Source organism: Novosphingobium sp. TH158 (assembly GCF_002855555.1).
In the GTDB taxonomy this organism is placed as follows: domain Bacteria; phylum Pseudomonadota; class Alphaproteobacteria; order Sphingomonadales; family Sphingomonadaceae; genus Novosphingobium.
Genome location: NZ_PKRT01000001.1, coordinates 491390 through 516840 on the forward strand (window position 1 = coordinate 491390; position 25451 = coordinate 516840).

The window sequence follows — 25451 nt, forward strand, 5'->3', positions numbered from 1 at the left end:
GCGGTCAATTCCCCGCCATCGCGCATCTGCAAGGGGCACCGGACGGAAGGGGGCTGACCGTAAGGACAAGCCTATGAATGCGTTCCGGTTTCACCACCTGCTCTTCGCGATCGCGGTCACCGTCGCCTGGTCCACTGCCGAGGAACTGGGCCTGGTTCATGCCTGGACGGGCTATCTTGTCGGCGCGCTGATCCTCGGTCGGCTGGTGCTGGGCCTTGCCCGCATGCGCGGGTTCGAATTCCGCCGCCTTGTCCCGCGTTTTCGCCAGCCCCCTGTGGGCCAGACCGGCATCCGGGCACCCTGCGGTAAGCAATTCTCTGACGTTGCTCCTGCTGCTTTCCGTCATCGGCACAGCCGGCACCGGAATTGCCATGGACCAGGGTGGAACGCTGGTCGGCAAGAGCATCCGCGCCGATGATGGAAAGCGCGATCGGCATGGCGAACACGGCGACAAGCGCGGCAATGACCGCGAGGAAGAACACGAAGCGCTCAGCGCCCCTGCCAGCCTGATGGGACTTGCTCCTGCCGCCCGCGCCGATGGCGGCGAAGGCGAAGAGGGCGAGGAAGGCATCCTTGGCGAAGTGCACGAAACGCTTGGCAACCTGCTGTTGCCGCTCGTGCTGCTGCACGTGCTTTGCCTGCTGGTGTTCCGCTTCGACATGGCCTGCTTCATGCTGTTCCTGCCCCGCCGCCGGGGCTGAGGCAGGATCAGTCGGTCAGGTCGTTCCACACTTCCTTGATCCGGTCGAAAAAGCCCTTCGACTGCGGACATTCATCGCCCGTCTCGGTCTCCTGCAATTCACGCAGCAGTTCCTTCTGGCGGGCGGTGAGTTTCGTCGGCGTTTCGACCATGATCTCGATGACAAGGTCGCCCCGGCCGCGTCCCTGCAGCACGGGCATACCCGCGCCGCGCTGGCGCAGCTGCTTGCCCGACTGGATGCCGGCGGGAATGGAGATGGTGTGGCGCGCGCCATCAAGGCCCGGAATTTCGATCTCGCCGCCCAGCGCCGCCTTGGTGAAGGTGATGGGTGCGCGGGTCAGCAGCGTTGTACCGTCGCGCTCGAACACCGGATGGCGGCTGACATGGACGAAGATATAGAGATCGCCCGGAGGCGCGCCGAATGGCCCGGCCTCGCCCTTGCCGGCAAGGCGGATGCGGGTGCCGGAATCGACCCCCGGCGGGATATTGACGTCGAGCGTCTGGCGCTGGTCGACCCGCCCTTCCCCGCCGCAGGACCGGCAGGGGCTTTCGATCACTTCGCCGCGGCCGTGGCAGGTCGGGCAGGTCCGCTCGACCATGAAGAAGCCCTGCTGCGCGCGCACCTTGCCGTGGCCGCCGCACAGGTTGCAGCGCCGCGTGCCGGTGCCGGGCGTCGCGCCCGATCCTTCGCAGGGTTCGCAGGTTGCAGAGATTTCCACCTCGATCTGGGCGGACTTGCCGTGGAAGGCATCGTCCAGCGTGATTTCCAGATCATAGCGCAGGTCGGCGCCGCGGCGGGCCTGCTGGCGTCCGCCGCCGAAACCGCCAAAGATCGATTCGAAGATGTCGCCCAGATCGTTGAACGGATTGCCGCCACCAAATCCGCCGCCGCCCATTCCGCCGTTCTCGAAGGCGGCATGGCCGTACTGGTCATAGGCGGCGCGCTTCTGCGGGTCGGAAAGACAGGCATAGGCGGAACTGATCGCCTTGAACTTTGCCTCGCTCTCGGCGCAGCCGGGGTTCTTGTCCGGGTGGTACTTCATCGCAAGCTTGCGGTACGATGACTTGATCGTCGCATCGTCCGCGCCGCGGGAAACCTCGAGCAGTTCGTAATAGTCGACTTCGGCTGACATTGCCCCGCCCCTAACGTGACCCGCCGCCCACGTGGATACGCGAGCGGCGGATACGGTTCATTGCCAGATCAGTTCTTGTTGTCGTCGACTTCCGAGAATTCGGCATCGACGACATCCTCACCGCCCGCAGGTGCTTCCGCACCCGGAGAGGCGGCTGCTGCCTGTTCCTTCTCGTAGATCGACTGGCCCATCTTCATGGCGGCTTCGGTGAGCGCCTGGGTCTTGGCGGTCATCTCGTCGGCATCGCCGCTTTCGATCGCGGTCTTGGTCGCGGCAATGGCGGCCTCAACCTCGGCCTTGAGCGAGGCGTCGATCTTGTCGCCATGCTCTTCAAGCTGGCGCTCGGTCGCATGGACCAGGCTGTCGGCGTTGTTCTTCGCCTCGGCCTCGGCACGGCGCTTCTTGTCCTCTTCGGCGAACTTCTCGGCATCCTTGACCATCTGGTCGATGTCCGAGTCCGAAAGACCGCCCGAAGCCTGGATCTTGATCTGCTGTTCCTTGCCGGTGCCCTTGTCCTTCGCCGTCACGTGCACGATGCCGTTGGCGTCGATATCGAAAGTCACCTCGATCTGCGGCACGCCGCGCCGCGCCGGCGGGATGCCGACGAGGTCGAACTGGCCAAGCAGCTTGTTGTCCGCCGCCATTTCGCGTTCGCCCTGGAACACTCGGATGGTCACGGCCTGCTGGTTGTCCTCGGCAGTCGAATAGACCTGGCTCTTCTTGGTCGGGATCGTCGTGTTGCGATCGATCATGCGGGTGAACACGCCGCCCAGCGTTTCGATGCCGAGCGAAAGCGGGGTCACGTCGAGCAGGAGCACGTCCTTGACATCGCCCTGCAGGACGCCGGCCTGGATCGCCGCGCCCATGGCGACGACTTCGTCCGGGTTCACACCGGTGTGCGGTTCCTTGCCGAAGAAGTCCTTCACGACTTCGCGGACGCGCGGCATGCGGGTCATGCCGCCGACGAGCACGACATCGTCGATCTGCGCGGCAGTGACGCCGGCATCGGCCAGGGCCTTCTTGCACGGCTCCAGCGTGCGCTGGATCAGGTCGGCAACCAGCTTCTCAAGGTCCGCGCGGGTGATCGTTTCGACCAGGTGCAGCGGCGTGGTGGCGCCGCCTTCCATGCGAGCGGTGATGAACGGCAGGTTGATTTCCGTGGTCTGGGCCGAAGACAGCTCGATCTTGGCCTTTTCCGAAGCTTCCTTCAGGCGCTGCAGGGCCAGCTTGTCGGTCTTCAGGTCCATGCCTTCCTTGGCCTTGAACTTGTCGGCCAGGTATTCGACCAGCTTGGAGTCGAAGTCCTCGCCGCCCAGGAAGGTATCGCCGTTGGTGCTCTTCACTTCGAACACGCCGTCGCCGATCTCGAGGATCGAGATGTCGAAGGTGCCGCCGCCAAGGTCATAGACGGCGATGGTCTTGCCGTCGTTCTTGTCAAGGCCATAGGCGAGCGCGGCCGCGGTCGGCTCGTTGATGATGCGCAGCACTTCAAGACCGGCGATCTGGCCGGCATCCTTGGTTGCCTGGCGCTGCGCGTCGTTGAAGTAGGCGGGCACGGTGATGACGGCCTGCGTCACGGTCTCGCCAAGGTAGGCCTCGGCGGTTTCCTTCATCTTCTGCAGCGTGAAGGCAGAGATCTGACTGGGCGAATAGTCTTCGCCACCGGCCTTAACCCATGCGTCGCCGTTCTTGCCCTTGACGATCGAATAGGGGACGAGCTCCATGTCCTTCTTGGTCATGGGATCGTCGAAGCGGCGGCCGATCAGGCGCTTCACCGCGAAAATCGTGTTGTCCGGATTGGTGACGGCCTGGCGCTTCGCGGGCTGGCCGATCAGGCGTTCACCATCCTTGGTGAAAGCGACAATCGACGGCGTGGTGCGCGCGCCTTCCGAATTTTCGATGACCTTGGGTTTGCCCCCGTCCATGACCGCGACACAGCTGTTGGTGGTGCCGAGGTCGATGCCGATAACCTTTGCCATTATTCCCTATTCCTCACGTCTTGCAGTTGGACACCGCGTGTGGCTTCCTCCCGAAATCGGCAAGGTGGCCGGCGGCTCAGTTCGAGGGCGATATAGGTGCGCTTTCTCTTGGCACAAGGGCAGCGCCACCCTAAGTGGACGCGCGATAAACAACTGTCCTGAAAGGTTGCATCGAATGCGCGTTTCCCTCCTCGCTCCCATGGCTGCCTTCACCCTTGCGCTGGCCGGCTGCTCGGGCGGTGACAATGGTCCGGAAGTGCCGAAAAGCACGGCCAAGGGCGTGACGATCCAGGAAGCGCGGCTTGTCCTGCCGCTGGTCAGCGGCAACCCCGGCGCGGTCTATTTCAACCTCGTGAACGAGGGCGAGGCTCCGCAGAAGTTGATGTCGGTCGACGTGACGGGCGTGGAGATGACGATGGTTCACGAAACGATCGATACCGGCGGCGTAGCCAAGATGCAGACCGCGCAGAACGTCGTAGTCCCGGCGCAGGGTTCGCTGGCATTCGAGCCCGGCGGCAAGCACGTGATGGTCATGGGCCTTTCGCCGGACCTGAAGCCCAACACGCGCACGGTGCTGACGATCAATTTCGACACCGGCGACAAGGCCTCGGTCGAACTGCCGGTGATCTCGCAGGCTGCGGCGGCCGGCAAGTAAGTGGAACAGGCCTGCCCCGCCGGGGGCGAACGATGCCTGACCGCGGGCGAACGCGAACTGGTAGCCGGGGTCTTCGGCACTGCCATAGACCCCGATCCCGTCCGCATCCGGCGGCGCAAGTGGTTTCCCTTCCAGCCCGCCAACATCGTCATGGCGCCGTGCGGGCACATGCATTTCCACCCGCACGGGCCGCATTACCGCGATGATTTCGCGCTCGCCCCGCTGACCTCGCAGGGCTTGTTCATTCATGAGATGGTGCACGTCTGGCAGGCGCAGGCGAAGGGCCGGTTCTGGCTCGTCCTGCATCGCCACCCGTTCTGCCGCTATGACTACGAGCTGGAGCCGGGCAAGCCGCTGGCCGCCTATGGGATAGAGCAGCAGGCAGAAATCGTGCGCCACGCCTTCCTGTTGCGCAGCGGCGCGCCCTTGCCGGGAAAGCCGCCGCGCGCCGCCTATGACGCGATCGTTGCCTTTCCCGGCGCTGGCGCTGGCGCTTAGCTGCGGACGCGACCGCCGGTGAAGCCGGGCTGCGCCGGTTCGCCAAAGGCGCTGTAAAGCGTGTCGATCCGGGCCTTCAGGTTTTCCAGATGATCCGGGTGGGTGACGATGTGGAGGCGGTTTTCCTCTGTTGCGCGCACCACGGCGCGGCCCAGCCAGATGGCGTCCATCATCTTGCCTTCCAGCTCGCACTTGATCTCTTCGGGCAGGCTTTCCCACTGGCCCATCGACATGCGGCTGCGGGTAAGACCGGGGTACAGGATCGAAACGCCGACGCCGAAGGGCTCAAGCTCCTGCCGGATCGCTTCCGAAAGGGCTGCAACGGCAAATTTGCTGGCCGAATAGACCGCGAAGGTGCCGTGCGGCAGCTGGCCGTTGACCGAACTGGTGTTGACGATGTGGCCGCTCTTGCGGGCCTTCATCTCGGGCATGAACAGGTGGCAGCCCAGGAACACCCCGCGCACGTTGATCGCCATGCAGCGGTCGAACTGGTCAAGCGTGATCTCTTCCATCGGCTTGAACGGCAGCGAAATGCCGGCGTTGTTGCACAGCACGTCAACCGGGCCGAGCTGCGCCTCGACGGCTTCCTTCACCCCTGCCCAGCTTTCGGGCGAGGATACGTCATGCGCTAGGGCAATCGTGCCGTGGCCAATGCGCGCGGCCTCTGCCTGCGCCCATTCGCCGTTGATATCGGTAATGGCGATGCGCGCGCCCTTTTCGGCAAAGGCCTCGGCAATGCCCGCGCCGATGCCGCCGCCGCCGCCAGTGACCAGAACAACCTTGCCCGAAACGTCCATAACTCGCTCTCCTGCCGAAAATATCGACAGGACTGTTGCAATTTTTCGGACGCTTGGAAAGGGGGCGGTTTTCGCCCCCCCGATATCAATCCGGCTTCTTTGCCACGGCCACCATAGCCGGACGCAGCAGGCGGTCCTTGATCATGTAGCCGGCCTGCAATTCCTGCAGCACCGTGCCCGGCTCGGCATCGACCGAAGGCACTTCGAGCATGGCCTGGTGCTGGTTGGGATCGAGCGGCAGGCCCATGGCGGCGATGCGGCTGATGCCGTGCAGGCCGAACACCTTGTCCAGCTCGCGCGCGGTCGCCTCGATGCCGGCGACAAGGCTCTTCAGCTTGTCATCCTCGCGCAGTTCGGCAGGGATCGATTCGAGCGCGCGGGCCAGGTTGTCGGACACCGAAAGGATATCCCGGGCAAAGCCGGTTGCGGCATAGGCGCGCGCATCGGCCACGTCCTTTTCCAGACGGCGGCGCACGTTCTGCGTTTCGGCCTTGGCATAGAGAATCTCCTGCCGGGCCGTTTCAAGATCGTTGCGCAGGTGGGTCAGCGCGTCGTCGAGCGAATCGCTCGCCTTGTCGAGGTCGATGAGATCCTCGGGGACGCCCTTCAATTCCGCTTCGACCGCGGGATCGACCTGCGGCTTCTTGTCTTCACTCATGGTCTGCAAAATGCCCTGTCTAACCGATCAGTTTGCCCAGAGACTGGGCGGTGAAATCCACCATGGGGACTAGCCTCGCATAATTCAACCGCGTCGGGCCGATTACACCCACCACGCCGACAACCCGGCCATCGCGGTTGCGATAGGGTGAGGCGATGACCGAGGAGCCCGAAAGCGCGAAAAGCCGGTTCTCCGATCCGATGAAGATGCGGGTGGCATCAGCCTCGCGCGCGGCATCGAGCAGTTCGGCAACCGACTGCTTGTTCTCGAGGTCGTCCAGCAACTGGCGCACGCGTTCAAGATCGGTGATCGCGGCTTCGTCCAGCAGGTTTGCCTGCCCGCGCACGATCAGCACCGGGCGATTGAGCGCATCTTCGCTCCACACTGCAAGGCCGCGCACAACCAGATCGCGACTGGCGGCATCGAGTGCAGACTGACCGGAGGCGATTTCGGCCCGGATCGCGCGCACGGCCTCGCCCAGCGTGCGGCCGACGAGCTGGGCGGAAAGATAGTTCGACGCCATTTCCAGCGCTGAACTCGGCAGGTGCGACGGAACATCGAGCACGCGGTTCTCCACCGCCCCGTCTTCGCCCACCAGCACGGCCAGCGCCTTGCCGGGGGAAAGCGCCACCAGTTGCAGGTGTTGCAGGCGCGGCTCGCGGCGCGGCACCATGACAACGCCGGCGCAGGCGGAAAGGTCGGACAGGACAGAGGTTGCCGCCGCAAGTGCCGCCTCGATCGGGCCGGGCGCGGCAAGCTGGCGCTCGATGGCGGCGCGCTCGGCCTCGCTGGGTTCGGCCACCTGCATCATGCCATCGACGAAGAGCCGCAGGCCCACCTCGGTCGGCATGCGTCCGGCAGAGGTATGCGGCGCGGCCAGCAGGCCCAGCATCTCCAGATCGTGCAACACCGAGCGGATCGACGCGGGCGACAGGTTGAGGCCCGCGCCCGCCAAGGTCTTCGATCCGACCGGCTGGCCGGATGACAGGTAGCCTTCCACCACGAGACGGAAAATCTCGCGCGCACGGGTGGTCAGTTCTGTGATCGGCGGGCCGGACATTCTGCCCCCTATTTAAGCACTGGGCTTGCAGCCTCAAGCCTGTTGCGCCAGAGGCAGCGCGATCAATCGACAAAGGACTATCCATGCGACCTTCCGGCCGCGCGCCAGATGAAATGCGCGCACTTTCGTTCCAGACCAATTTCACCATCCACGCCGAAGGCTCGGTGCTGGTGAGCTTCGGCAACACGAAGGTGCTCTGCACCGCCTCGGTCGAGGAAAAGGTGCCGCCGTTCCTTCGCGGCAAGGGCGAAGGCTGGGTGACAGGCGAATATTCGATGCTCCCCCGCGCCACGCACACGCGCGGCAGCCGCGAGGCGGCAAAGGGCAAGCAGTCTGGCCGCACGCAGGAAATCCAGCGCCTGATCGGCCGGAGCCTGCGCGCCGTTGTGGACCTGAAGAAACTGGGCGAGCGCCAGATCGTGCTCGACTGCGACGTGATCCAGGCTGACGGCGGTACCCGCACGGCCTCGATCTCGGGCGCATGGGTGGCACTGCGCATTGCCATCGACAAGCTGATGGCCGAGGGCCTGGTCAAGGAAGACCCCATGCCGCGCCGGGTTGCGGCGGTATCCTGCGGCATCTTCCAGGGCACGCCCGTGCTCGACCTCGATTATGACGAGGACAGCTCGGCCGATGCCGATGCCAATTTCGTGCTGATTGAAGGTGGCCACATCGCCGAGGTCCAGGCCACGGCCGAAGGCGCGACCTATGACGAGGAAGGCCTGCTGCGCCTGCTGCGCCTCGCCCGCATCGGCTGCGACCGCATCTTCGCGGCCCAGGCAGAAGCGGTAGGCCGCTGATGTCGAAGCTCGGCGGAAAGCTCGTCATCGCCTCGCACAATGCGGGCAAGCTGAAGGAGATTTCCGCCCTGCTTGCGCCCTATGGCGTGGATTGCATTTCGGCCGGCGCGCTCGGCCTGCCGGAACCCGCGGAAACCGGCACGACCTTTGTCGAGAATGCGCTGATTAAGGCGCGCGCATCGGCAGAGGTCAGCGGCATTCCCTCGCTGGCCGACGATTCAGGGCTTTCGGTCACCGCGCTGGGCGGGCGTCCCGGTGTCTACACCGCCGATTGGGCCGAACGGCAGTGGTTCGAGGGGGCGCCCGGCCGCGACTGGTACATGGCCATGGGCAAGGTGGAAGGCATGCTGGCCGAACTTGGCCCGGATGTGGACCGTTCCTGCTGGTTCTCCTGCGTCCTTGCCATCGTCTGGCCCGATGGCGAAACCGCCGTCTATGAAGGCCGCGCCGATGGCACACTGACCTGGCCGCCGCGCGGCACAATGGGCTTCGGCTATGACCCGGTTTTCGTGCCGCTGGGCGATACCCGAACCTTCGCCGAGCATGAGCCGGAAGAGAAGCACGCGATCAGCCACCGCGCCGATGCCTTTGCCAAGCTGGTGAAGGACCAGTTTGGCGGCTAAGCTGCGCCCATGGCCCGCGCGCTCTATATCCATTGGCCGTTCTGCCTGAAGAAGTGCCCTTATTGCGACTTCAACAGCCATGTGCGCGACAGCGTCGACGCGGCGCAATGGCAGGCGGCGCTGGTCGCCGACATGCGGCACGAGGCACAGGTCGCCGGCGGCGAGCCACTGGAGAGCATTTTCTTCGGTGGCGGCACGCCCAGCCTGATGCCGCCGCAGGTTGTCGAAGCGCTGCTGGCGGAGGCGGAGCGGCTGTGGGGCTTTGCCCCTGACATCGAGATCACGCTTGAAGGCAATCCATCCTCGGTCGAGGCGGGCAATTATGCCGCACTGGCATCGGCTGGGGTGAACCGCGTTTCACTGGGCCTGCAATCGCTTGATGATGCAGCGCTGCAATTTCTGGGCCGCCTGCATTCGGCCGCAGAAGGACTGGCCGCGCTGGACGTGGCGCAGCGCAATTTCCGGCGGGTCAGTTTCGACCTGATCTATGCCCTGCCCGGCCAGTCCGCCAAGGCCTGGGAGGCAGAGCTGGCCCGTGCCATCGCGCTCGGCACCGGGCATCTCTCGCTCTACCAGTTGACCATCGAGCCCGGCACGAAGTTTGCCACCATGGTGCGCGAACGCCAGTTCGAGCCGCTGGACGAGAATGCGGCGGCAGACATGTTTGCCATGACGCGCAGCATGACCGCAGCATTCGGCCTGCCCGCCTACGAGGTCAGCAATCACGCAAAGCCGGGCGAACGCAGCCGGCACAACCTTGCCTATTGGCAGTATCGCGACACGCTGGGCATCGGTCCGGGTGCTCATGGCCGCCGGTTGGCAGAAGCAACCGTGCGCCACCGCAAGCCGGAAAACTGGCTCGAAGCCGTCGCCCGCAACGGCCACGGCATCGCCGAATCGCGACGTCTCTGCCGCAACGAGATGGCATCGGAGGCCCTGCTGATGGGCCTGCGCCTGACAGAGGGCGTGGACCTCGCCGATCTGGAAGCGCGCCTCGGCGTGCCGCAGCATGATCTTTGCGATACCGATCGCCTCGCCTTTTACGAGCGGCAGGGACTGGCTTGGCAGCGCGGCAGCCGCATCGGCGTGACGGAACTGGGCGTAACCCTGCTCGATGGCCTGCTGGGCGCACTGGTGCCTGACGCCCTGTTTGACGAGGATGCCCCGGCCTGACCATGCAGCCTTCGGCCATCCTTGAAGCCTGGCGCGAGCACTTGGCGGACAATCGCCGCCGCAGCCCGCATACGGTGCGCGCCTATGTCAGCACCGCCGGCCGCCTGCTGGAGGAGCTGGGAGAGACGGACTGGCATCGGCTGGCAAGGCTTGATGCCGCTGCCCTGCGCAACCAGCTTGCCCGCCGCCGGGCGGATGGCATCGGCAACGTCTCGGCCGCGCGCGAGCTTTCGGCGCTCAAATCGTTCATCCGCTTCGCGCGCGAGCAGGCAGGCCAGCCCGACCCCTCCCCGCCGCGCCTGCGCGGGCCGCGGATCAGGAAGGGCCTGCCCCGCCCCGTCACGCCTGACGACGCGGTGAACCTTGCCGCCATGGTGACCGACAATGCGGGCGAGGAATGGATCGGCGCGCGCGATCGCGCCGTGCTGCTGCTGCTTTACGGTGCGGGAATGCGCATTGCCGAGGCGCTTTCGCTCACCGGTTCGGCCCTCCCGCTTGGGGAAACGCTGACGGTTACCGGCAAGGGCAACAAGCAGCGCGTCGTGCCGCTGCTGCCCATCGTGCGCGATGCCGTGACCGATTACCTGGGCAAGTGCCCCTATCCCGCCGAGCGGGACAAGCCGTTGTTTCGTGGCGCACGCGGCGGTCCGCTGGCACAGGGCATGGTGCAGAAGGCGATGGCCCGGGCACGAATGGCCTTGGGCCTGCCCGCCAGCGCCACGCCGCACGCGCTGCGGCATTCCTTCGCCACGCACCTTCTGGGGGCGGGAGCCGATCTTCGCTCCTTGCAGGAACTGCTTGGCCACGCCAGTCTGGGTTCGACCCAGATCTACACCAAGGTGGACGCGGCCGTGCTGCTCGACGTTTACCGCAACGCCCATCCAAGGGAGCAGACATGAAAGCCCGCATCATCCTTACCGTTCTCGGCAGCGACCGTCCGGGCCTGACGCAGGAACTGGCAGACGCCGTGCTGGCGGCCGGCGGCAACTGGCTTGAGAGCCACCTTGCCCGGCTTGGCGGCAAATATGTCGGCTCTATCCTGGTCGAACTCGATGCCGCCAACCTGCCGCAGTTGTCCGAAGAAGTCCTGGGCGTGGATGCCAGCGGATTGCAGGTGGCAATTGTCCCGGCGGGTGCCGCTCCGGCCGGCGATGCCAAGCCGATCCTGGTCGAGTTGGTCGGGCAGGACCGCCCCGGCATTGTCCGCGAAGTGACGACCGTGCTTTCGGCTATCGGCGCGAATATCGAATCCTTCGCCTCGGAAACGGAACCCAGCGCCCATTCCGGCGAGGAGCTGTTCAAGGCGAAGATCGAGCTGACCCTGCCCTCCGGCTCCTCTCCCACCCAGCTTCAGGATGCGCTGGAGGCGATTTCGGGCGAGATCATGGTGGATTTCAGCTTCGGCTGAACACCCGCCCGGTCATTCCGGGTGCTTCCAGGTGATGACGCGCCACAGGTACCAACCCAGCGCCAGCACAATCCCGGCAAGGGCGATGATGTTGAGAACTTCGCCGGCATTCTCGAGATAGTGGGCCAGCGCGCGGCCGCCCTCGATCAGGGCAAAGTTCCAGATCGCCGTGCCGGCAAAGGTGAACACGAGGAAGCGGGCCCGGCTCATGTGGGCAAGGCCAGCGGGCAGCGAGATCATCGTGCGCATCAGCGGCATGAAGCGCAGCACGAAGATCACCCACTGGCCGTGCTTGCGGAACACGGCGGACACCTTCTCCACCTCGTCCCATTCGACGGCTAGCCAGCGGCCCCAGCGGTCGAAAAAGGGCTTCAGGCGGCGATAGCCGATGCGCGATCCGACCATGAACCAGAAGTAGTTGCCCAGAGTCGAGCCGACCGTGCCGACGATCAACAGCGGCCAGAACTCCATCGTGCCGCGCGCAACGGCAACACCGCCCAGCCCCATGATGACTTCGGAGGGCACGGGCGGCAGGATGTTTTCCAGCACCATCAGGAAGAAGATGCCCCAATAACCCCCGCCCTCGATCAGGCGCATGATCCAGTCGTTCATGGCAGGCGCATCACATCCGGGCGTGGCGGGCTTCGATGGCGTCCCAGATCCTGGCCGCCGTGTCGGTGCCGTTGAAGCGGTCGATCGCGACGATGCCGGTGGGCGAAGTGACGTTGATTTCGGTCAGCCACTTGCCGCCGATCACGTCGATACCGACAAACACCAGCCCGCGCGCCTTAAGTTCCGGGCCGATGGCGGCGCAGATTTCTTCCTCGCGCGCTGTCAGCTCCGTGGCCTCGGCATAGCCGCCCACGGCAAGGTTCGAGCGGAACTCGCCCTCGCCCGGACGCCGGTTGATGGCCCCGGCAAATTCGCCGTCCACCAGCACGATGCGCTTGTCCCCTTCGGAAATGTCGGGAAGGAAGGGCTGGATCATGTGCGGTTCCACCCAGGCCGCGTCGAACAGTTCGGACAGCGCGCCAAGGTTGCTGCCATCGGCCGGAATTCGGACAACCGCCCTGCCGCCGTTGCCGTGAAGCGGCTTCATCACCAGGTCACCGGGATGGCGCGCATGGAAATCGCGGATATCCTCAGCCCGCCGAGCGATCAGCGTTGGCGGCATGAAGCACGCATAGTCGAGCACGAAGACCTTCTCGGGGGCGTTGCGCACGCTTTCGGGATCGTTGACCACCAGCGTCTGGCCCTTCAGCCGCTCAAGCAGGAAGGTGGCGGTGATATAGCCAAGGTGGAATGGCGGGTCCTGCCGCATCAGGATCACATCGACATCCCGGGCCAGGTCGATCTTGCGGTATTCGCCCTTGGTGAAATGATCCCCGGCCACGCGCTGGACCGTGACCGGGCAGGCCCATGCGGTGAGTCGTCCCTCGTCCAGCGCCAGCGTTCCGACGTCATAGTGCCACACGGCATGGCCGCGCGCCTGTGCCGCCAGCATCAGCGCGAAGCTGGAATCGCCGTTGATATTGATCGTTTCGATCGGGTCCATCTGGACGGCGACGCGAAGGCTCATCTGGGTATCCCTGTTACATGGTTGCGTTGGCGATGTGGCGTGGCCAGCGCCCGGGCGCAAGGAGGACAACGTCGATCCGCATGTCATCCCCCGGTTTCATCCAGCGATGGGCCGATGCTTCCACCGCGGCGCGGACCCGGCGCAGGCGCCAGGCATCGATGGCATAGTCGAGATCGGCGGCGTTGCGGCGCCACTTCACCTCGATGAAGGCGACCAGCCGGCCGCGCCGGGCGACAAGGTCTATCTCGCCGCGCGGCGTCTTCACGCGCTGTGCCAGCACCCGCCAGCCTTTGAGCCGCAGGTACCAGGCGGTGAGAGCTTCCCCGCGCCTGCCGCGCTGTTCCGCCTCCTGCCGCTTCACTTCAGCTCCATGGCCCGCGCGTAAAGCATCTTGCGATCAAGCCCGGTGGCCTTGGCCACTTGCGCCGCGGCCTGGCTGGGCTTGGCATCGACCATCGCCTGCCTGAGCAGCGCATCGATATCATGGTCCTCCGGCTCGGGCGGCAGCGGCGGCGCGATGACCAGGACGATCTCGCCCTTCGGCGGATGGGCCCCGTAATGCGCGGCAAGTTCCGCGGCAGAACCGTTGCGACATTCCTCGAACTTCTTGGTCAGCTCGCGCGCCACGGCAACCTCGCGTCCGGGCAGCAGGTCGCCGATCGCATGAAGCGCATCGACCAGCCGGGGGGCGGTTTCGTAAAGCACCAGCGTTGCCGGAATGGCGGCGAGCTCGCGCAAGGCATCGCGCCGCGCCTTGTCCTTGGACGGCAGGAAACCGGCGAACAGGAAACGGTCGCTGGCAATGCCGGAAAGCGTGACGGCCATGATCGCCGCGCTGGCTCCCGGCAGGCTGGTAACGGGAATGCCCCGTTCCCGCGCCAGCCGCACCAGCTTGAAACCGGGGTCCGAGATCAGCGGCGTGCCGGCATCGCTCACCAGCGCCACGGCCTGCTCGCTCGCCAGGCGCAGTAGATGCTCTCGCGTCTCCTCGCTCGCATGATCGTCATAGCGGACAAGCTTCTGTTTTATCCCGAGATGATTGAGCAGCTTGCCCGTAACCCGGGTGTCCTCGCAGGCTATCGCCGATACGCCACGGAACGTCTCTATGGCTCGCAAGGTTATGTCACCAAGATTGCCAATCGGCGTAGCGACAATGTAGAGCCCGGGGGAAAGTGGCGTGTCCATCGGGATTTATTGGACCGCCAAACGGGGAGCGGCAAGCGATGTTCGATTGGAATGTGAACAAGCGGCAGATCATGGCCCTGGGCGCGGTCGCCCTGCTGGCCGGCTGCAAGGTCATTCCCAAGGGCGTGCCGGAAACCGGGCCTGCGCCGACGAGCGAGCCCAACGCCAATATCCTGCCCGCAGACCAGCAGCGCCACCGCGTTGCCCTGCTTGTGCCCACCAGCGGCCCGAATGCCGGCATCGGGCAGGCGCTGGCCAATGCCGCAACCATGGCCCTGCTCGATACCAATGCCACCAACCTGCGCATCACGACCTATGACACGGCTACCGGCCCCTCCTCTGCCGCCACCCGCGCAATCGCCGATGGCAACAAGCTGATCCTGGGCCCGCTGCTGGGCGATGAAGTGGCCGCCGTTGCCCAGGTGGCGCGGCCGGCCAGGGTGCCGATCATCTCGTTCTCGAACGACGGATCGGTGGCCGGGCGCGACGTGTTCATCATGGGCAGCCTGCCCAACCAGTCGATCACCCGCACGGTAAACTGGGCGCGCTCGCAAGGCGCGCGGCGGTTCGGGGCGCTGCTGCCCGATGGCGAATACGGCCTGCGCGCAGCGGCCTCGCTCAACACCGCCGTGGCTGAGGCGGGCGGAACGGTTGTGGCCAGCGAAACCTTCGCCCGATCCAACCCGTCGATCATCAGCGCGGCCAAGCGGTTGAAGGCCAAGGGCCAGTTTGATGCCGTGCTGGTCGCCGATGGCAGCCGCTTTGCCGTGCTTGCCGCGCCGCAGCTGCGGCCCAAGGGCATCGGTCCGCGCCTGCTGGGCACCGAGCTGTGGAGCGGGGATTCCGCCATCGTTTCAAGCGCGGCCCTGCGCGGGGCCTGGTATTCGGCCGTCTCGGACGGACGATTCCGCCAATATGCCGACAGTTACCGCAACCGCTTCGGCAACCAGCCCTATCGCATTTCCACCATGGGTTACGATGCCGTGCTGCTCACCCTGCGCGTGGCCAAGATCTGGAAGCCCGGCACCCTTTTCCCCACCGCCAAGCTCTATGACCGCGAAGGTTTCCTCGGGCTCGACGGGGTTTTCCGCTTCGGCGACAACGGGGTTGTCGAGCGCGCGCTCGAGGTGGTGGAACTGCGGCAGGGCGGCGTCAGCGTGGTCAGCCCCGCCCCGGCACGCTTCGCCCCTTGAGGCACCGGGCCTGACGATAAGTTTCGCTGCCCGCTTGCGCGCGGATTCCTGCCCGTTCTAAGACCTTGGACCTATGTCCGACGACCTTTTTGAAGCCCTGCCCAAGTCCGCCGCCGGCGAAAGCTATGACGGCTCCGCGATCGAGGTGCTCGAAGGGCTTGAGCCTGTGCGCCGCCGCCCCGGCATGTACATCGGCGGAACGGACGAACGCGCGCTGCACCACCTCGCCGCCGAAGTGCTCGACAACGCGATGGACGAGGCGGTGGCGGGCCACGCCAACCGCATCGAAGTGACACTGGAAGAAGGCAACCGGCTGACCATTACCGACAACGGACGCGGCATCCCGGTTGACGAACATCCCAAGTATCCCGGCAAGTCCGCTCTGGAGGTGATCCTCACCACGCTGCATTCGGGCGGAAAGTTCTCGGGCAAGGCCTATGCCACCTCGGGCGGCCTGCACGGCGTCGGCGTCTCGGTGGTCAATGCGCTTTCCACCCTCACCCGGATCGAGGTGGCGCGCAACAAGGAGCTGTTCGCCCAGGAATTCTCGCGCGGGTTGCCGACCGGGCCCCTGCAGCGGCTTGGCGGCACACCCAACCGGCGCGGCACTTCGGTAACCTTCATTCCCGATGGCGAGATCTTCGGCGAGGACGCGAAGTTCAAGCCGGCGCGCCTGTTCAGGCTGGTCCGATCGAAAGCCTACCTGTTCGCCGGCGTCGAAATCCGCTGGAAGTGCGCCGCCAGCCTTGCCTCCGAGGATGTCCCGGCAGAGGCGGTGTTCCAGTTCCCAGGCGGTCTTGCCGATCACCTCAAGGAACAGATCGGCGCGCGCGAATGCGTGACGACGCAGTTCTTTTCCGGCACGCAGGATTTCCCCGGCGAGGAACAGGGCCGCGTCGAATGGGCAGTTGCCTGGCCGCTGTGGTCCGAAGGGTCCTATTCCTATTACTGCAACACCATTCCCACCCCCGATGGCGGCACGCATGAAGCGGGCCTGCGCGCTGCGCTGACCAAGGGCATCCGCGCCTTCGCCGAACTCGTCGGCCAGAAGAAGGCCAAGGACATTGCCCCGGAAGACGTGGTGACCGGCTGCGAGCTGATGCTTTCGGTCTTCATCCGCGATCCCCAGTTCCAGAGCCAGACCAAGGACCGGCTGACCAGTCCCGAGGCGGCGCGCATGGTCGAGAACGCGGTGCGCGATCACTTCGACCATTTCCTTGCCGACAACATGGAGCGCGGAAAGGCGCTGCTCGGCCACGTGCTTGAACGCATGGACGAGCGTCTGCGCCGCAAGGCCGAGCGCGAGGTCAAGCGCAAGACGGCAACCAATGCGCGCAAGTTGCGCCTGCCCGGCAAGCTGACGGATTGCACCGGCGAAGGCGATGCCGAAACCGAACTGTTCATCGTCGAAGGCGATTCGGCTGGCGGCTCTGCCAAGCAGGCGCGCGATCGCAAGACGCAGGCGATCCTGCCGATCCGCGGCAAGATCCTGAACGTTGCCAGCGCGACGGCGGACAAGATCCGGGCAAACAGCGAAATCGGCGATCTCGGCCTCGCCCTGGGCTGCGGCTTCCGCAAGGACTGCAACCCCGATAACCTGCGCTATGACCGGATCGTCATCATGACCGACGCCGATGTTGACGGCGCGCATATCGCCACCCTGCTGATGACCTTCTTCTTCCAGGAAATGCCCGAGGTTGTCCGTCGCGGTCACCTCTACCTCGCGCAGCCGCCGCTCTATCGTCTCACCTGCGGCAAGGAATTCGCCTACGCCCGAGACGAGGCGCACAGGGCCGAACTGGAAGCGGGCCGCTTCAAGGGCAAGAAGGTGGAAGTCGCGCGCTTCAAGGGCCTTGGCGAGATGAACCCGCAGCAATTGCGCGAAACGACGATGGACCCTGCCAAGCGTTCGCTGCTGCGCATTACCCTGCCCCCCGAATACGAGGGCCGGGCTGCGGTGAAGGACCTGGTGGACAAGCTGATGGGCCGCGATCCGGCACAGCGCTTCATGTTCATCCAGAACCGCGCGGGCGAGCTTGATCCCGAACTGATCGACGCCTGACCGGGGCTAGGCTGAAGCAGCCCGCCAGTCTGTACGCATTGCGCCGGGGCTGTCCTACATCCGGCAATTCTGCAAGAACCACGATCGCTCTTTGCAATCGTGGATGGATCGGATGGGCAGAGCGCCTGCCTGCTGCGGAGTTTATTTTTTCCTGCGTGCTTTCGTGAGCGCGAGAAGCGGAAAATGGCGGAATAGTGCGGGCCGGGAAACTGGACGCGAGGTTTACACGGTGTCAACCTTGTCAACCTCAACCCGGGAAGCAGATACCGTCCCGCCGATGGCGCGGGACTCGCCTCGGGCACCCAATTCTGCCAGCATCGCAAGATGTTGCTGACTGCTTCCGCTCTTGGCTTTGCTGCCGCGCTGCTGGTCGCCTGGGGCTTGTTGCGCGCCGGATTCCCGATGCCCGATGGCGGCGGACGGGCGCAGTCGGTTGACGGTCTGCGCGGTTTCCTCGCCTGCGCCGTGGCTATCCATCACCTGATCATCTGGTTCGGGGCGATTTCATTGGGGCGAGGCTGGCAGGCACCCGAAATGCCGCTGTTGAACCAGTTCGGCGCCGGATCGGTGGCGCTGTTCTTCATGATCACTGCCTGGCTGCTCTATCCGAAGATCGAAAAGGGTCTTGGAGCACGGGACTGGGTGCAGCTTTACGTCGGCCGCGCCTTTCGCATCCTGCCGATGGTGGCCCTCGCCATTGCTGTCGTGATCCTGCTGGCCTGGCTTAAGAGCGGCACGGCCTTGACGGCGGAGCAGGTGCCGGGCCTGTTCCTCTGGCTGTTCGGCCTGAAACTGCCGGCTATCGGCGGGGTGAGCGACGCGGCGCGGATCAATGCCTCGGTGTTCTGGTACCTTGGGCAGGAATGGTTCTTCTATGTCGTGATCCTGCCGCTGCTCTACGTCGCGGTGCGGCTGTGGATGCGCCTCGCCCGACCGGGCTGGCTGATCCTGTTGCTGCTGGTCGCCAGCTGGGCAGTCTCGATCATCTGGCCGCTGCGGGGCGAGGACTATTTCGTGGCGCGCAGCCCCTGGGCTTTCCGCCTGTTCCTGCCGGTGCTGCTGGCCGGCATGGCGATCGCCGCGGTGCTGCGTTCTGGGCTGCTGGACAGGCTGATCGCCAGTCCGCTGTTCGCCTGGGCTTCGCTCGCCCTGTTCGCGGCTACGGTGTGGTTCTGCCAGTTCCCCTATGGCTGGTCCCTGCCCGGCTTCCTGCCCTTCATGCTGTGTCTGGCGAGCGGCAGGCATTACGGCGCGCTGCTCTCGGCCCGGCCGGTGCTGCTGCTCGGCAACCTGTCGTTCTCCATCTATGTCATGCACCCCGAACTGCTTTACGCCCTGTTCGGGTTCGATACGGCGCTGCGCTCGGCAATGGGGGGAATGTCGGCGCTGGTCACGGTGCCGGCGGTCATGGTGGCGGTGGTTCTGCTGGCGGCGCTGGTCCACCTGCTGGCAGAGCGCCCGATGATCGCGCTGGGCAACCGGGTGCGCAAGGCGATCCAGCGGGCGTGACTGCCGCGATGTAGACGCGCTTTACCTAAGGATAAGGGATTTGCCTTAGCCTTGGCCCGATGAAGCTGACCTGCCGCACCCTTGCCCTCGCCCTAGCGCTCCCCCTCGCCGCCTGCAGCAGCAGCGGCAGCGATGCCGATCAGGCTGCCTTGGCCGAGGAAGCGGTCGATGGCCTCGCCTCCGGCAAGTGGGACATATCCAGCCGCCTTGCCTCGATGGACCTGTCGCAGGCCGATCCGGACGGGGTCGAACGGGCGCAGGAGATGATGCAGGAAGAGCGCACGAACACCATGTGTCTTGAGCTCTCGCAGCGCACGTCGCCGCCCGCGACCATGTTCTACCCGGGCAACGAGCCATGCAGCTTCAAGAGCTTCACCATGGCCAAGGGCCGCATTACCGGCCGGCTGCAATGCGCCAGCGATACCATCGAGCCGGCGCGCCTGACGGGGCATTACGACCAGAAGGCCTTCTCGGTGACCATCATCAAGACGCTGCCCGGCAACGAAGGCCGGACCACCGAGCGGACCTACTCCACCGGTGGCCGTCACAAGGGCACCTGCTGAGGGCTAGCCCCTTGCGTCGAAGTGCAGGTAGCTGAGGCGCGATTCCCTGATCCGCCACTGGCCATCAGGGCAGCGGACATAGCGTTCGTGATAGTGCCCGTAGCCGGTATGGCCGATATGCCCGGTCGCCGCCTGCCGTTCCGCGCTCATCTCCACCCGGTCCTGCATGGCCCAGATGACGTCTGCGGCGTCCTCGCCATCGAAGGTGATCTCGGGATTGTGGACCTGATGCGATGTCTTCGCATCCTCGATCGAGCCGCGGACCGTCGCGATGGCCTTGTCGCGACCTTCGATGCGGTAGCCGCCCGCGGGGGTGCTATCGAGGACCAGGTCTTCGGTGAACACGTCTGCCCAGGCTTGCCAGTCCTTGGTGTCCATCAGCCGGCAATAGCGCGCCTTGGTCTCGCAGATCGCCTTCCAGTCCTCAAATCCCGGCATCGCCTTGCTCCCTTTCGCTCTTGCAGCCTTGAAAAGCACAACCTAACGCCGCTGGCAAAGCCTCTGAAAGGGACAGATCGCCGATGCGTTTCGAAGGAACCAGCAACTACGTCGCCACCGATGACCTGAAGGTCGCGGTAAACGCCGCCGTCCTCCTGCGCCGCCCGCTCCTGGTGAAGGGTGAGCCCGGTACCGGCAAGACCGTGCTGGCGCACGAAATTGCCAAGGCCATTGATGCGCCGCTGATCGAATGGCACATCAAGTCCACCACCAAGGCGCATCAGGGGCTCTACGAGTACGACGCGGTGGCTCGCCTGCGCGATGGCCAGCTGGGCGATGAACGGGTGCATGACATCCGCAACTACATCAAGAAGGGCAAGCTGTGGGAAGCCTTCACCTCGCCGCAGCTGCCGGTCCTGCTGATCGACGAGATCGACAAGGCAGACATCGAGTTCCCGAACGACCTGCTCCAGGAACTCGATCGCATGAGCTTCGATGTCTACGAAACGGGCGAGCGGATCGCCGCTGTGGATCGCCCGGTCGTGGTGATCACCTCGAACAATGAAAAGGAGCTGCCCGACGCCTTCCTGCGCCGCTGCTTCTTCCACTACATCAAGTTCCCCGACCGCGAGACGATGCAGGCGATCATCGATGTCCACTTCCCCGGCATCCAGAAGACGCTCGTCTCCAAGGCGCTCGAGATCTTCTACGAAGTGCGCGAGGTTCCCGGACTGAAGAAGAAGCCTTCGACCTCCGAATTGCTCGACTGGCTGAAGCTGCTGCTTAACGAGGACATGCCGCTCGACGTGCTGCAGAATCGCGATCCCGCCAAGGCTATCCCGCCGCTGCATGGTGCTCTGCTCAAGAACGAGCAGGATGTGATGCTGTTCGAACGGCTTGCCTTCATGGCCCGGCGGCAGAGCTGATGCCTGCGCCTTATACCGGCAGCTGCCAGTGCGGCGCCGTAAAGGCGATAATCTCGGGCGAGCCCATCGCCGTGCGCCAGTGCTGGTGCCGCCAGTGCCAGAAGCTTACCGGCGGCCCGGCCACGGCCAATGCGATGTTCCTGCTGAAGGACATCGAGATGACCGGCGAACTGGTCGATAGCGGCTATACGGCGGCAAGCGGCAATGCCTATCGCCAGCTGCGCTGCGCCAGCTGCGGCAACCCGGTGATGGGCGACAGCTCGGGGCGTCCGCATGCGCGTATTATCCGGTTGGGCTTTCTGGACGAAGGCCATGGCCTGAAGCCGACTGCCGCGATCTGGCTGTCGGAAGCGCCGGACTGGGCGGAGGTTGCCGAAGGGGTCGAGCGCTTCGAAGGCCAGCCGCCGCCACCGCCCCAAGCCGTCGGCTGACACTTGGCCAACACTGCACATACCCGATTTGGCGCGGTCCGGGCGAGGCTTGAGGCTTTCGAGCCCCGGCCGGGCTGGCGTGCGTGGCTGTTCGAGTTCCTGCTGTTCGGCTTCAAGCAGGCATGGGCTTGCCTGTTCGGGGCCTTGATGCTGGCGCTCCTGCTGGGCACGCACCTGTTCTATCCCGCAGGAGCGTCGCTTGCGCGCTATGACTTCCTCACGATAGCCGCGCTGGCGATCCAGGTGGCCATGCTGGCGCTGCGGCTCGAGACGCTGGACGAGGCGAGGGTCATCCTTGCCTTCCATGTCGTCGGCACAGTCATGGAGCTGTTCAAGACCGCGTTCGGATCGTGGACCTATCCGGAAGCGAGCCTGCTTCGCATCGGGGGCGTGCCACTGTTCTCAGGCTTCATGTATGCCGCGGTTGGCAACTACATCGCCCGGGTCTGGCGCATCTTCGACTTCCGCTACTCGGCCTATCCCGCCGTCTGGGCCACCCAGCTGCTGGGCGTGGCGATCTATGTGAACTTCTTTGCCCATCACTGGCTGCCGGATGTTCGCCTGGTGCTGTTTGCCGCCATCGGCCCGCTGTTCTGGCGCACCCGGATCCACTTCCTCAACTGGCGATCACATCGCTGGATGCCTCTGCTGCTGGGCTGGTTTCTTGTCGCCCTGTTCATCTGGCTGGCGGAGAACATCGCGACATTCTCGAACGCATGGATCTACCCCGATCAGAAGGACGGCTGGCAGATGGTTTCGCCATCCAAGCTTGGGGCCTGGTACCTGCTGATGTATATCTCCTTCGTGCTGGTGGCTTCGGTCCACGGCACCCGCAAACCGGATTGAGCTGATGCTTCTGAACTTCCTCGACGAACTGCGCGCCGCGGGTATTCCCGCCTCGATCAAGGAGCACCTGGTGCTGCTTGAGGCGCTGGACAAGGAGGTGATCGAGGAGACGCCTGAAGCGTTCTACTACCTCGCCCGCAGCACCTTTGTGAAAGACGAAGGCCTGCTCGACCGCTTCGATCAGGTGTTCGCCAAGGTCTTCAAGGGCGTGCTGACCGACTATGGACAGCAGCCGGTCGATATCCCGGAAGACTGGCTGCGTGCCGTGGCCGAACGCTTCTTCTCCGAAGAGGAGATGGAAAAGATCAAGGCGCTCGGCTCGTGGGACGAGATCATGGAGACGCTCAAGAAGCGGCTCGAAGAGCAGAAGGAACGCCACCAGGGTGGCAACAAGTGGATTGGCACCGGGGGCACCTCGCCGTTCGGCCACTCGGGCTATAACCCGGAAGGCGTGCGGATCGGGGGCGAGAGCAAGCACGGTCGCGCGGTGAAGGTTTGGGAGCAGCGCGAGTTCAAGAACCTCGACAACACGCGCGAACTGGGCACCCGCAACATCAAGGTAGCGCTGCGCCGCCTGCGCCGTTTCGCCCGCGAAGGGGCGGCCGAAGAGCTGGACCTTGAAGAAACCATCCGCGGAACCGCCAAGCAGGGCTTCCTCGATATCCATATGCGCGCCGAACGCCGCAATGCGGTGAAGGTGCTGCTGTTCCTTGACGTCGGCGGATCGATGGACCCGCATATCCGGCTGGTCGAGGAGCTGTTCAGCGCGGCGACCACAGAGTTCAAGAACCTGGAATTCTTCTACTTCCACAACTGCCTGTACGAAGGCGTCTGGAAGAACAACGCGCGCCGCCGCACGGAGCGCACGCCCACCTGGGACGTGCTTCACAAGTACGGCCATGACTACAAGGTGATCTTCGTCGGCGATGCGGCGATGAGCCCTTACGAGATTACCCATCAGGGCGGTTCGGTCGAGCATTTCAACCCCGAGGCGGGGGCCGTCTGGATGCAGCGCGTGACCAACACCTATCCGGCGACGGTCTGGCTCAATCCCGTGCCGGAGCGGCAGTGGGACTATTCCGGATCGACGAAGATCATGAAGGAACTGCTCGGCGGCAACATGTTCCCCCTGACGCTCGAAGGGCTGGATGACGCCATGCGCGAGCTGACGCGAAAGAAGCATTGAAGGCGTTGAAAGCAGGCGTTGATTGATTGACGCGGCAGGCTCACCATCTGGGTGCCATGACGCAACGCTTTCCCGCCCTGTTCCTCGGCCATGGGTCGCCGATGATGCTGATCAGCGATACCGCCGAGCGTCGCGCCATGAGCGTACTTGGGCAGCGGCTGCCCCGGCCCCGGGCCGTTCTGGCCATCAGCGCGCATTGGCAGACGCAGGGGCGCACCCATTACACCGCTGCACCTTGGCCGCGCACGATCCACGATTTCGGCGGATTTCCCGATGCGCTCTATCAGGTCCGCTATCCTGCTCCCGGATCGGACTGGCTTCAGGACCGGCTGGCGGACCTGCTGGGCGAACAGGGGCAACCGGATAGGGATTGGGGCTTTGACCACGGGACCTATGGCGTCCTCCTGCCGCTGTTCGGCGAAGACTATGTGCCGACCGTCGCCATGAGCCTTGACCGGAGCCTCGATCCTGCCGGTTTCATTGCCCTGGGGCGGGCTCTCGCACCCCTTCGCGAAGAAGGCGTATTGATCGTCGGCAGCGGCAATGTGGTTCATAACCTTTCGCTTTGGCGCCAGTCGCAGGGCACACAGCCGGATTGGGCGGTGGAGTTCCAGGGGCGGATCAATCACGCGATGGTCTCCGCAGACAGCACCGCGCTCAGCACTTTCCAGGCGGATGACCGCGCGGCGGCCTTGGCGATCAACAGCGGCGAGCATTACTTGCCGCTCCTGCCGAGCCATGGGGCACGGATGCCCGGCGACACAGTCGGTGTGTTCAACGATACCGTCGACGGTGCGCTTTCGATGACGAGTTATCTCATCGGTGATGCAGCGCTTGTCGAAGGGCTTGGTCAGTAAAGCAGGAAAGGCGCAATTCGTTCGCGCCACTTCGCTTCGTCCGCCCCGGCAATGCGTTCGAGGTCGGCGGGGGACGATGCAGGATTGTCCACCCATTCGCGCAGCGCCGGGCCACCGTTGATCACGTCGATCGCCAGCCTCTCGAACTCATACTCGTAGGGGAAGTCGCGCCAGATCGGATAGTCGGGATAGAGCCGCCGGATCGCCTTGAAGGCCAGCGCCTGCAAGCGCCAGGGGCGGAATTCATGGTGCTCGTAGAATGGCCCCTCGGCGTGGATCATCAGGCCCGAGCACAACTTGCCAGCATGCTTGTGAAAGGTCGGTTCGAACCAGCATTCGCGCAGCGCGCATCCCTTCAGCCAGTCCGGTGCAAGCCGGCGCATTTCGGCAAGCACCGCCTTGGCATCGACATCGGGTGCGCCGAACAGGACTTCCAGCGGACGGGTCGTTCCCCTGCCCTCGCTCAGCGTTGCGCCCTCCAGCATTACGGTACCGGCATAGGCGCGGGCCATGTTGATGTTGGCGGCATTGGGGCTCGGGTTGATCCAGACCCGGTCCTGCGGCCAGCCATGGCCTCGACCGGCCGGTTCCCAGCCCTGCATCGCAATGACGCGATAGGCCACATCGAGCCCGAAGTGATCGATGAACCAGTGCCCCATTTCGCCCATGGTAAGGCCGTGGCGCATCGGCATGGGCGCAGCGCCGACGAAGCTTTCCTGTCCCGGAACGAGCAAGGTACCTTCCACCGGGCGCCCTGCGGGGTTCGGGCGGTCGAGCACCCAGACTTCCTTGCCATGCTCGGCAGCGGCCTCGAGCAGGTAGAGCAGCGTTGTAACGAAAGTGTAGATGCGGCAGCCCAGGTCCTGCAGGTCGAACAGGAAGACGTCTGCCGTGCCCATCATCTGGCCAGAGGGGCGGCGCACTTCTCCGTAAAGGCTGAAGACCGGGATGCCGTAGAGCGGATCGGTCTCGTCCGCCGTCTCGACCATATTGTCCTGCTTGTCGCCCTTGAGCCCATGTTGCGGGCCGAATGCCGAGGTAACATTCACGCCCGCCGCAATCAGTGCGTCGAGCGAATGGATCAGGTCTTCGGTCACGCTCGCCGGATGGGCGACGAGCGCGACGCGCTTTTGCGACAGTTCACCCAGAAGCGCCGGATCGCCCAGCAGGCGGTCTATACCGAATTTCACAG

At 64.7% G+C, this 25451-nt stretch carries 29 protein-coding genes; 17 read left to right on the top strand and 12 right to left on the bottom strand.

From position 1 onward, the window contains the following. Positions 1-4: 4 nt before the first annotated feature. Complete coding sequence (locus C0V78_RS02530) at positions 5-373, bottom strand: hypothetical protein (RefSeq protein ID WP_144039823.1); 369 nt, start codon at positions 371-373, stop codon at positions 5-7. Between C0V78_RS02530 and C0V78_RS02535 the strand changes: the two genes are divergently transcribed. Further along, positions 372-701 carry a hypothetical protein gene (locus C0V78_RS02535; RefSeq protein WP_101796294.1) on the top strand — a complete coding sequence of 110 codons (330 nt, stop codon included), beginning with the start codon at positions 372-374 and terminating at the stop codon, positions 699-701. The genes C0V78_RS02530 and C0V78_RS02535 overlap by 2 nt on opposite strands. A 7-nt stretch (positions 702-708) precedes the next feature. Here the strand turns inward: C0V78_RS02535 and dnaJ are convergent, their stop codons facing one another. After that, positions 709-1833 carry a molecular chaperone DnaJ gene (gene dnaJ, locus C0V78_RS02540; protein WP_101796295.1) on the bottom strand — a complete coding sequence of 375 codons (1125 nt, stop codon included), beginning with the start codon at positions 1831-1833 and terminating at the stop codon, positions 709-711. Positions 1834-1901: 68 nt separating this feature from the next. After that, positions 1902-3812, bottom strand: a complete 1911-nt coding sequence (gene dnaK, locus C0V78_RS02545) for a molecular chaperone DnaK (protein WP_101796296.1) — start codon at positions 3810-3812, stop codon at positions 1902-1904. Positions 3813-3987: 175 nt separating this feature from the next. Here dnaK and C0V78_RS02550 point away from each other — a divergent pair, with 175 nt between their 5' ends. Next, entirely contained in the window at positions 3988-4467 is a 480-nt protein-coding gene (locus tag C0V78_RS02550) for a copper chaperone PCu(A)C (RefSeq protein WP_158241451.1), read from the top strand. After that, positions 4468-4965 (top strand): vgr related protein, encoded by a 498-nt coding sequence (locus C0V78_RS02555; protein WP_101796297.1) that lies wholly within the window; start codon positions 4468-4470, stop codon positions 4963-4965. It begins immediately after the preceding gene. On the opposite strand, the gene C0V78_RS02560 is transcribed toward C0V78_RS02555, so the two are convergent. The 3 genes from C0V78_RS02560 to hrcA all read right to left on the bottom strand — a co-directional run bounded on the left by C0V78_RS02560 (position 4962) and on the right by hrcA (position 7480). Next, positions 4962-5762, bottom strand: coding sequence for an SDR family oxidoreductase (locus C0V78_RS02560; RefSeq protein ID WP_101796298.1), 801 nt, complete (start codon positions 5760-5762; stop codon positions 4962-4964). The genes C0V78_RS02555 and C0V78_RS02560 overlap by 4 nt on opposite strands. 85 nt (positions 5763-5847) lie before the next feature. Beyond that, positions 5848-6420, bottom strand: a complete 573-nt coding sequence (grpE, locus tag C0V78_RS02565) for a nucleotide exchange factor GrpE (protein WP_101796299.1) — start codon at positions 6418-6420, stop codon at positions 5848-5850. Between the two features lie 19 nt (positions 6421-6439). Beyond that, positions 6440-7480: a heat-inducible transcriptional repressor HrcA gene (gene hrcA, locus C0V78_RS02570; RefSeq protein ID WP_101796300.1), complete on the bottom strand. Its 1041-nt coding sequence runs from the start codon at positions 7478-7480 to the stop codon at positions 6440-6442. An 83-nt stretch (positions 7481-7563) separates the two neighbouring features. Here hrcA and rph point away from each other — a divergent pair, with 83 nt between their 5' ends. From rph to C0V78_RS02595, 5 genes are read left to right on the top strand one after another with little or no spacing between them, the layout of a single operon-like run. Continuing rightward, positions 7564-8280, top strand: a complete 717-nt coding sequence (rph, locus tag C0V78_RS02575; RefSeq protein ID WP_101796301.1) for a ribonuclease PH — start codon at positions 7564-7566, stop codon at positions 8278-8280. After that, positions 8280-8903, top strand: a complete 624-nt coding sequence (rdgB, locus tag C0V78_RS02580) for an RdgB/HAM1 family non-canonical purine NTP pyrophosphatase (RefSeq protein WP_101796302.1) — start codon at positions 8280-8282, stop codon at positions 8901-8903. The genes rph and rdgB overlap by 1 nt, the downstream gene beginning before the upstream one ends. Before the next feature lie 9 nt (positions 8904-8912). Continuing rightward, positions 8913-10076 (top strand): radical SAM family heme chaperone HemW, encoded by a 1164-nt coding sequence (gene hemW, locus C0V78_RS02585; protein ID WP_101796303.1) that lies wholly within the window; start codon positions 8913-8915, stop codon positions 10074-10076. 2 nt (positions 10077-10078) lie between these two features. Then, entirely contained in the window at positions 10079-10975 is an 897-nt protein-coding gene (locus tag C0V78_RS02590; protein ID WP_101796304.1) for a tyrosine recombinase XerC, read from the top strand. Beyond that, on the top strand, positions 10972-11484 hold the full coding sequence (locus C0V78_RS02595) for a glycine cleavage system protein R (protein ID WP_101796305.1): 513 nt from the start codon (positions 10972-10974) through the stop codon (positions 11482-11484). Before C0V78_RS02590 ends, C0V78_RS02595 begins: the two co-directional genes overlap by 4 nt. Before the next feature lie 12 nt (positions 11485-11496). Here C0V78_RS02595 and C0V78_RS02600 read toward each other — a convergent pair whose 3' ends face one another. From C0V78_RS02600 to rsmI, 4 genes are read right to left on the bottom strand one after another with little or no spacing between them, the layout of a single operon-like run. Further along, complete coding sequence (locus tag C0V78_RS02600; protein ID WP_101796306.1) at positions 11497-12096, bottom strand: DedA family protein; 600 nt, start codon at positions 12094-12096, stop codon at positions 11497-11499. Between the two features lie 10 nt (positions 12097-12106). Continuing rightward, entirely contained in the window at positions 12107-13063 is a 957-nt protein-coding gene (gene gshB, locus C0V78_RS02605) for a glutathione synthase (RefSeq protein WP_101796307.1), read from the bottom strand. A gap of 13 nt (positions 13064-13076) precedes the next feature. Next, complete coding sequence (locus C0V78_RS02610) at positions 13077-13424, bottom strand: YraN family protein (RefSeq protein WP_101796308.1); 348 nt, start codon at positions 13422-13424, stop codon at positions 13077-13079. Continuing rightward, complete coding sequence (rsmI, locus tag C0V78_RS02615) at positions 13421-14248, bottom strand: 16S rRNA (cytidine(1402)-2'-O)-methyltransferase (protein ID WP_101796309.1); 828 nt, start codon at positions 14246-14248, stop codon at positions 13421-13423. Before rsmI ends, C0V78_RS02610 begins: the two co-directional genes overlap by 4 nt. Positions 14249-14286: 38 nt before the next feature. Here rsmI and C0V78_RS02620 point away from each other — a divergent pair, with 38 nt between their 5' ends. The 4 genes from C0V78_RS02620 (at position 14287) to C0V78_RS02635 (ending at position 19575) form a co-directional block, all read left to right on the top strand. Then, positions 14287-15441, top strand: coding sequence for a penicillin-binding protein activator (locus C0V78_RS02620; protein ID WP_101796310.1), 1155 nt, complete (start codon positions 14287-14289; stop codon positions 15439-15441). Between the two features lie 73 nt (positions 15442-15514). Next, positions 15515-17503, top strand: coding sequence for a DNA topoisomerase IV subunit B (parE, locus tag C0V78_RS02625; protein ID WP_101796311.1), 1989 nt, complete (start codon positions 15515-15517; stop codon positions 17501-17503). 324 nt (positions 17504-17827) lie between these two features. Continuing rightward, positions 17828-19012: an acyltransferase gene (locus C0V78_RS02630; protein ID WP_101796312.1), complete on the top strand. Its 1185-nt coding sequence runs from the start codon at positions 17828-17830 to the stop codon at positions 19010-19012. A 59-nt stretch (positions 19013-19071) separates the two neighbouring features. Beyond that, the gene (locus tag C0V78_RS02635) at positions 19072-19575 is read left to right on the top strand and encodes a DUF3617 family protein (RefSeq protein ID WP_101796313.1); all 504 of its coding nucleotides are present in this window, start codon (positions 19072-19074) and stop codon (positions 19573-19575) included. A gap of 3 nt (positions 19576-19578) precedes the next feature. Here C0V78_RS02635 and C0V78_RS02640 read toward each other — a convergent pair whose 3' ends face one another. Further along, positions 19579-20013 carry a nuclear transport factor 2 family protein gene (locus tag C0V78_RS02640; RefSeq protein ID WP_101796314.1) on the bottom strand — a complete coding sequence of 145 codons (435 nt, stop codon included), beginning with the start codon at positions 20011-20013 and terminating at the stop codon, positions 19579-19581. Positions 20014-20096: 83 nt separating this feature from the next. Between C0V78_RS02640 and C0V78_RS02645 the strand changes: the two genes are divergently transcribed. From C0V78_RS02645 to C0V78_RS02665, 5 genes are read left to right on the top strand one after another with little or no spacing between them, the layout of a single operon-like run. Further along, positions 20097-20939: a MoxR family ATPase gene (locus C0V78_RS02645; RefSeq protein ID WP_101796315.1), complete on the top strand. Its 843-nt coding sequence runs from the start codon at positions 20097-20099 to the stop codon at positions 20937-20939. Next, positions 20939-21370 (top strand): GFA family protein, encoded by a 432-nt coding sequence (locus C0V78_RS02650; RefSeq protein ID WP_101796316.1) that lies wholly within the window; start codon positions 20939-20941, stop codon positions 21368-21370. Before C0V78_RS02645 ends, C0V78_RS02650 begins: the two co-directional genes overlap by 1 nt. A 3-nt stretch (positions 21371-21373) precedes the next feature. Next, complete coding sequence (locus C0V78_RS02655) at positions 21374-22216, top strand: DUF817 domain-containing protein (protein WP_101796317.1); 843 nt, start codon at positions 21374-21376, stop codon at positions 22214-22216. Between the two features lie 4 nt (positions 22217-22220). Continuing rightward, on the top strand, positions 22221-23402 hold the full coding sequence (locus C0V78_RS02660) for a VWA domain-containing protein (protein WP_101796318.1): 1182 nt from the start codon (positions 22221-22223) through the stop codon (positions 23400-23402). Between the two features lie 56 nt (positions 23403-23458). Further along, the gene (locus tag C0V78_RS02665) at positions 23459-24259 is read left to right on the top strand and encodes a class III extradiol ring-cleavage dioxygenase (protein WP_101796319.1); all 801 of its coding nucleotides are present in this window, start codon (positions 23459-23461) and stop codon (positions 24257-24259) included. On the opposite strand, the gene C0V78_RS02670 is transcribed toward C0V78_RS02665, so the two are convergent. Continuing rightward, positions 24253-25449, bottom strand: coding sequence for an exo-beta-N-acetylmuramidase NamZ domain-containing protein (locus tag C0V78_RS02670; RefSeq protein WP_101798152.1), 1197 nt, complete (start codon positions 25447-25449; stop codon positions 24253-24255). The genes C0V78_RS02665 and C0V78_RS02670 overlap by 7 nt on opposite strands. Between the last annotated feature and the right edge of the window lie 2 nt (positions 25450-25451).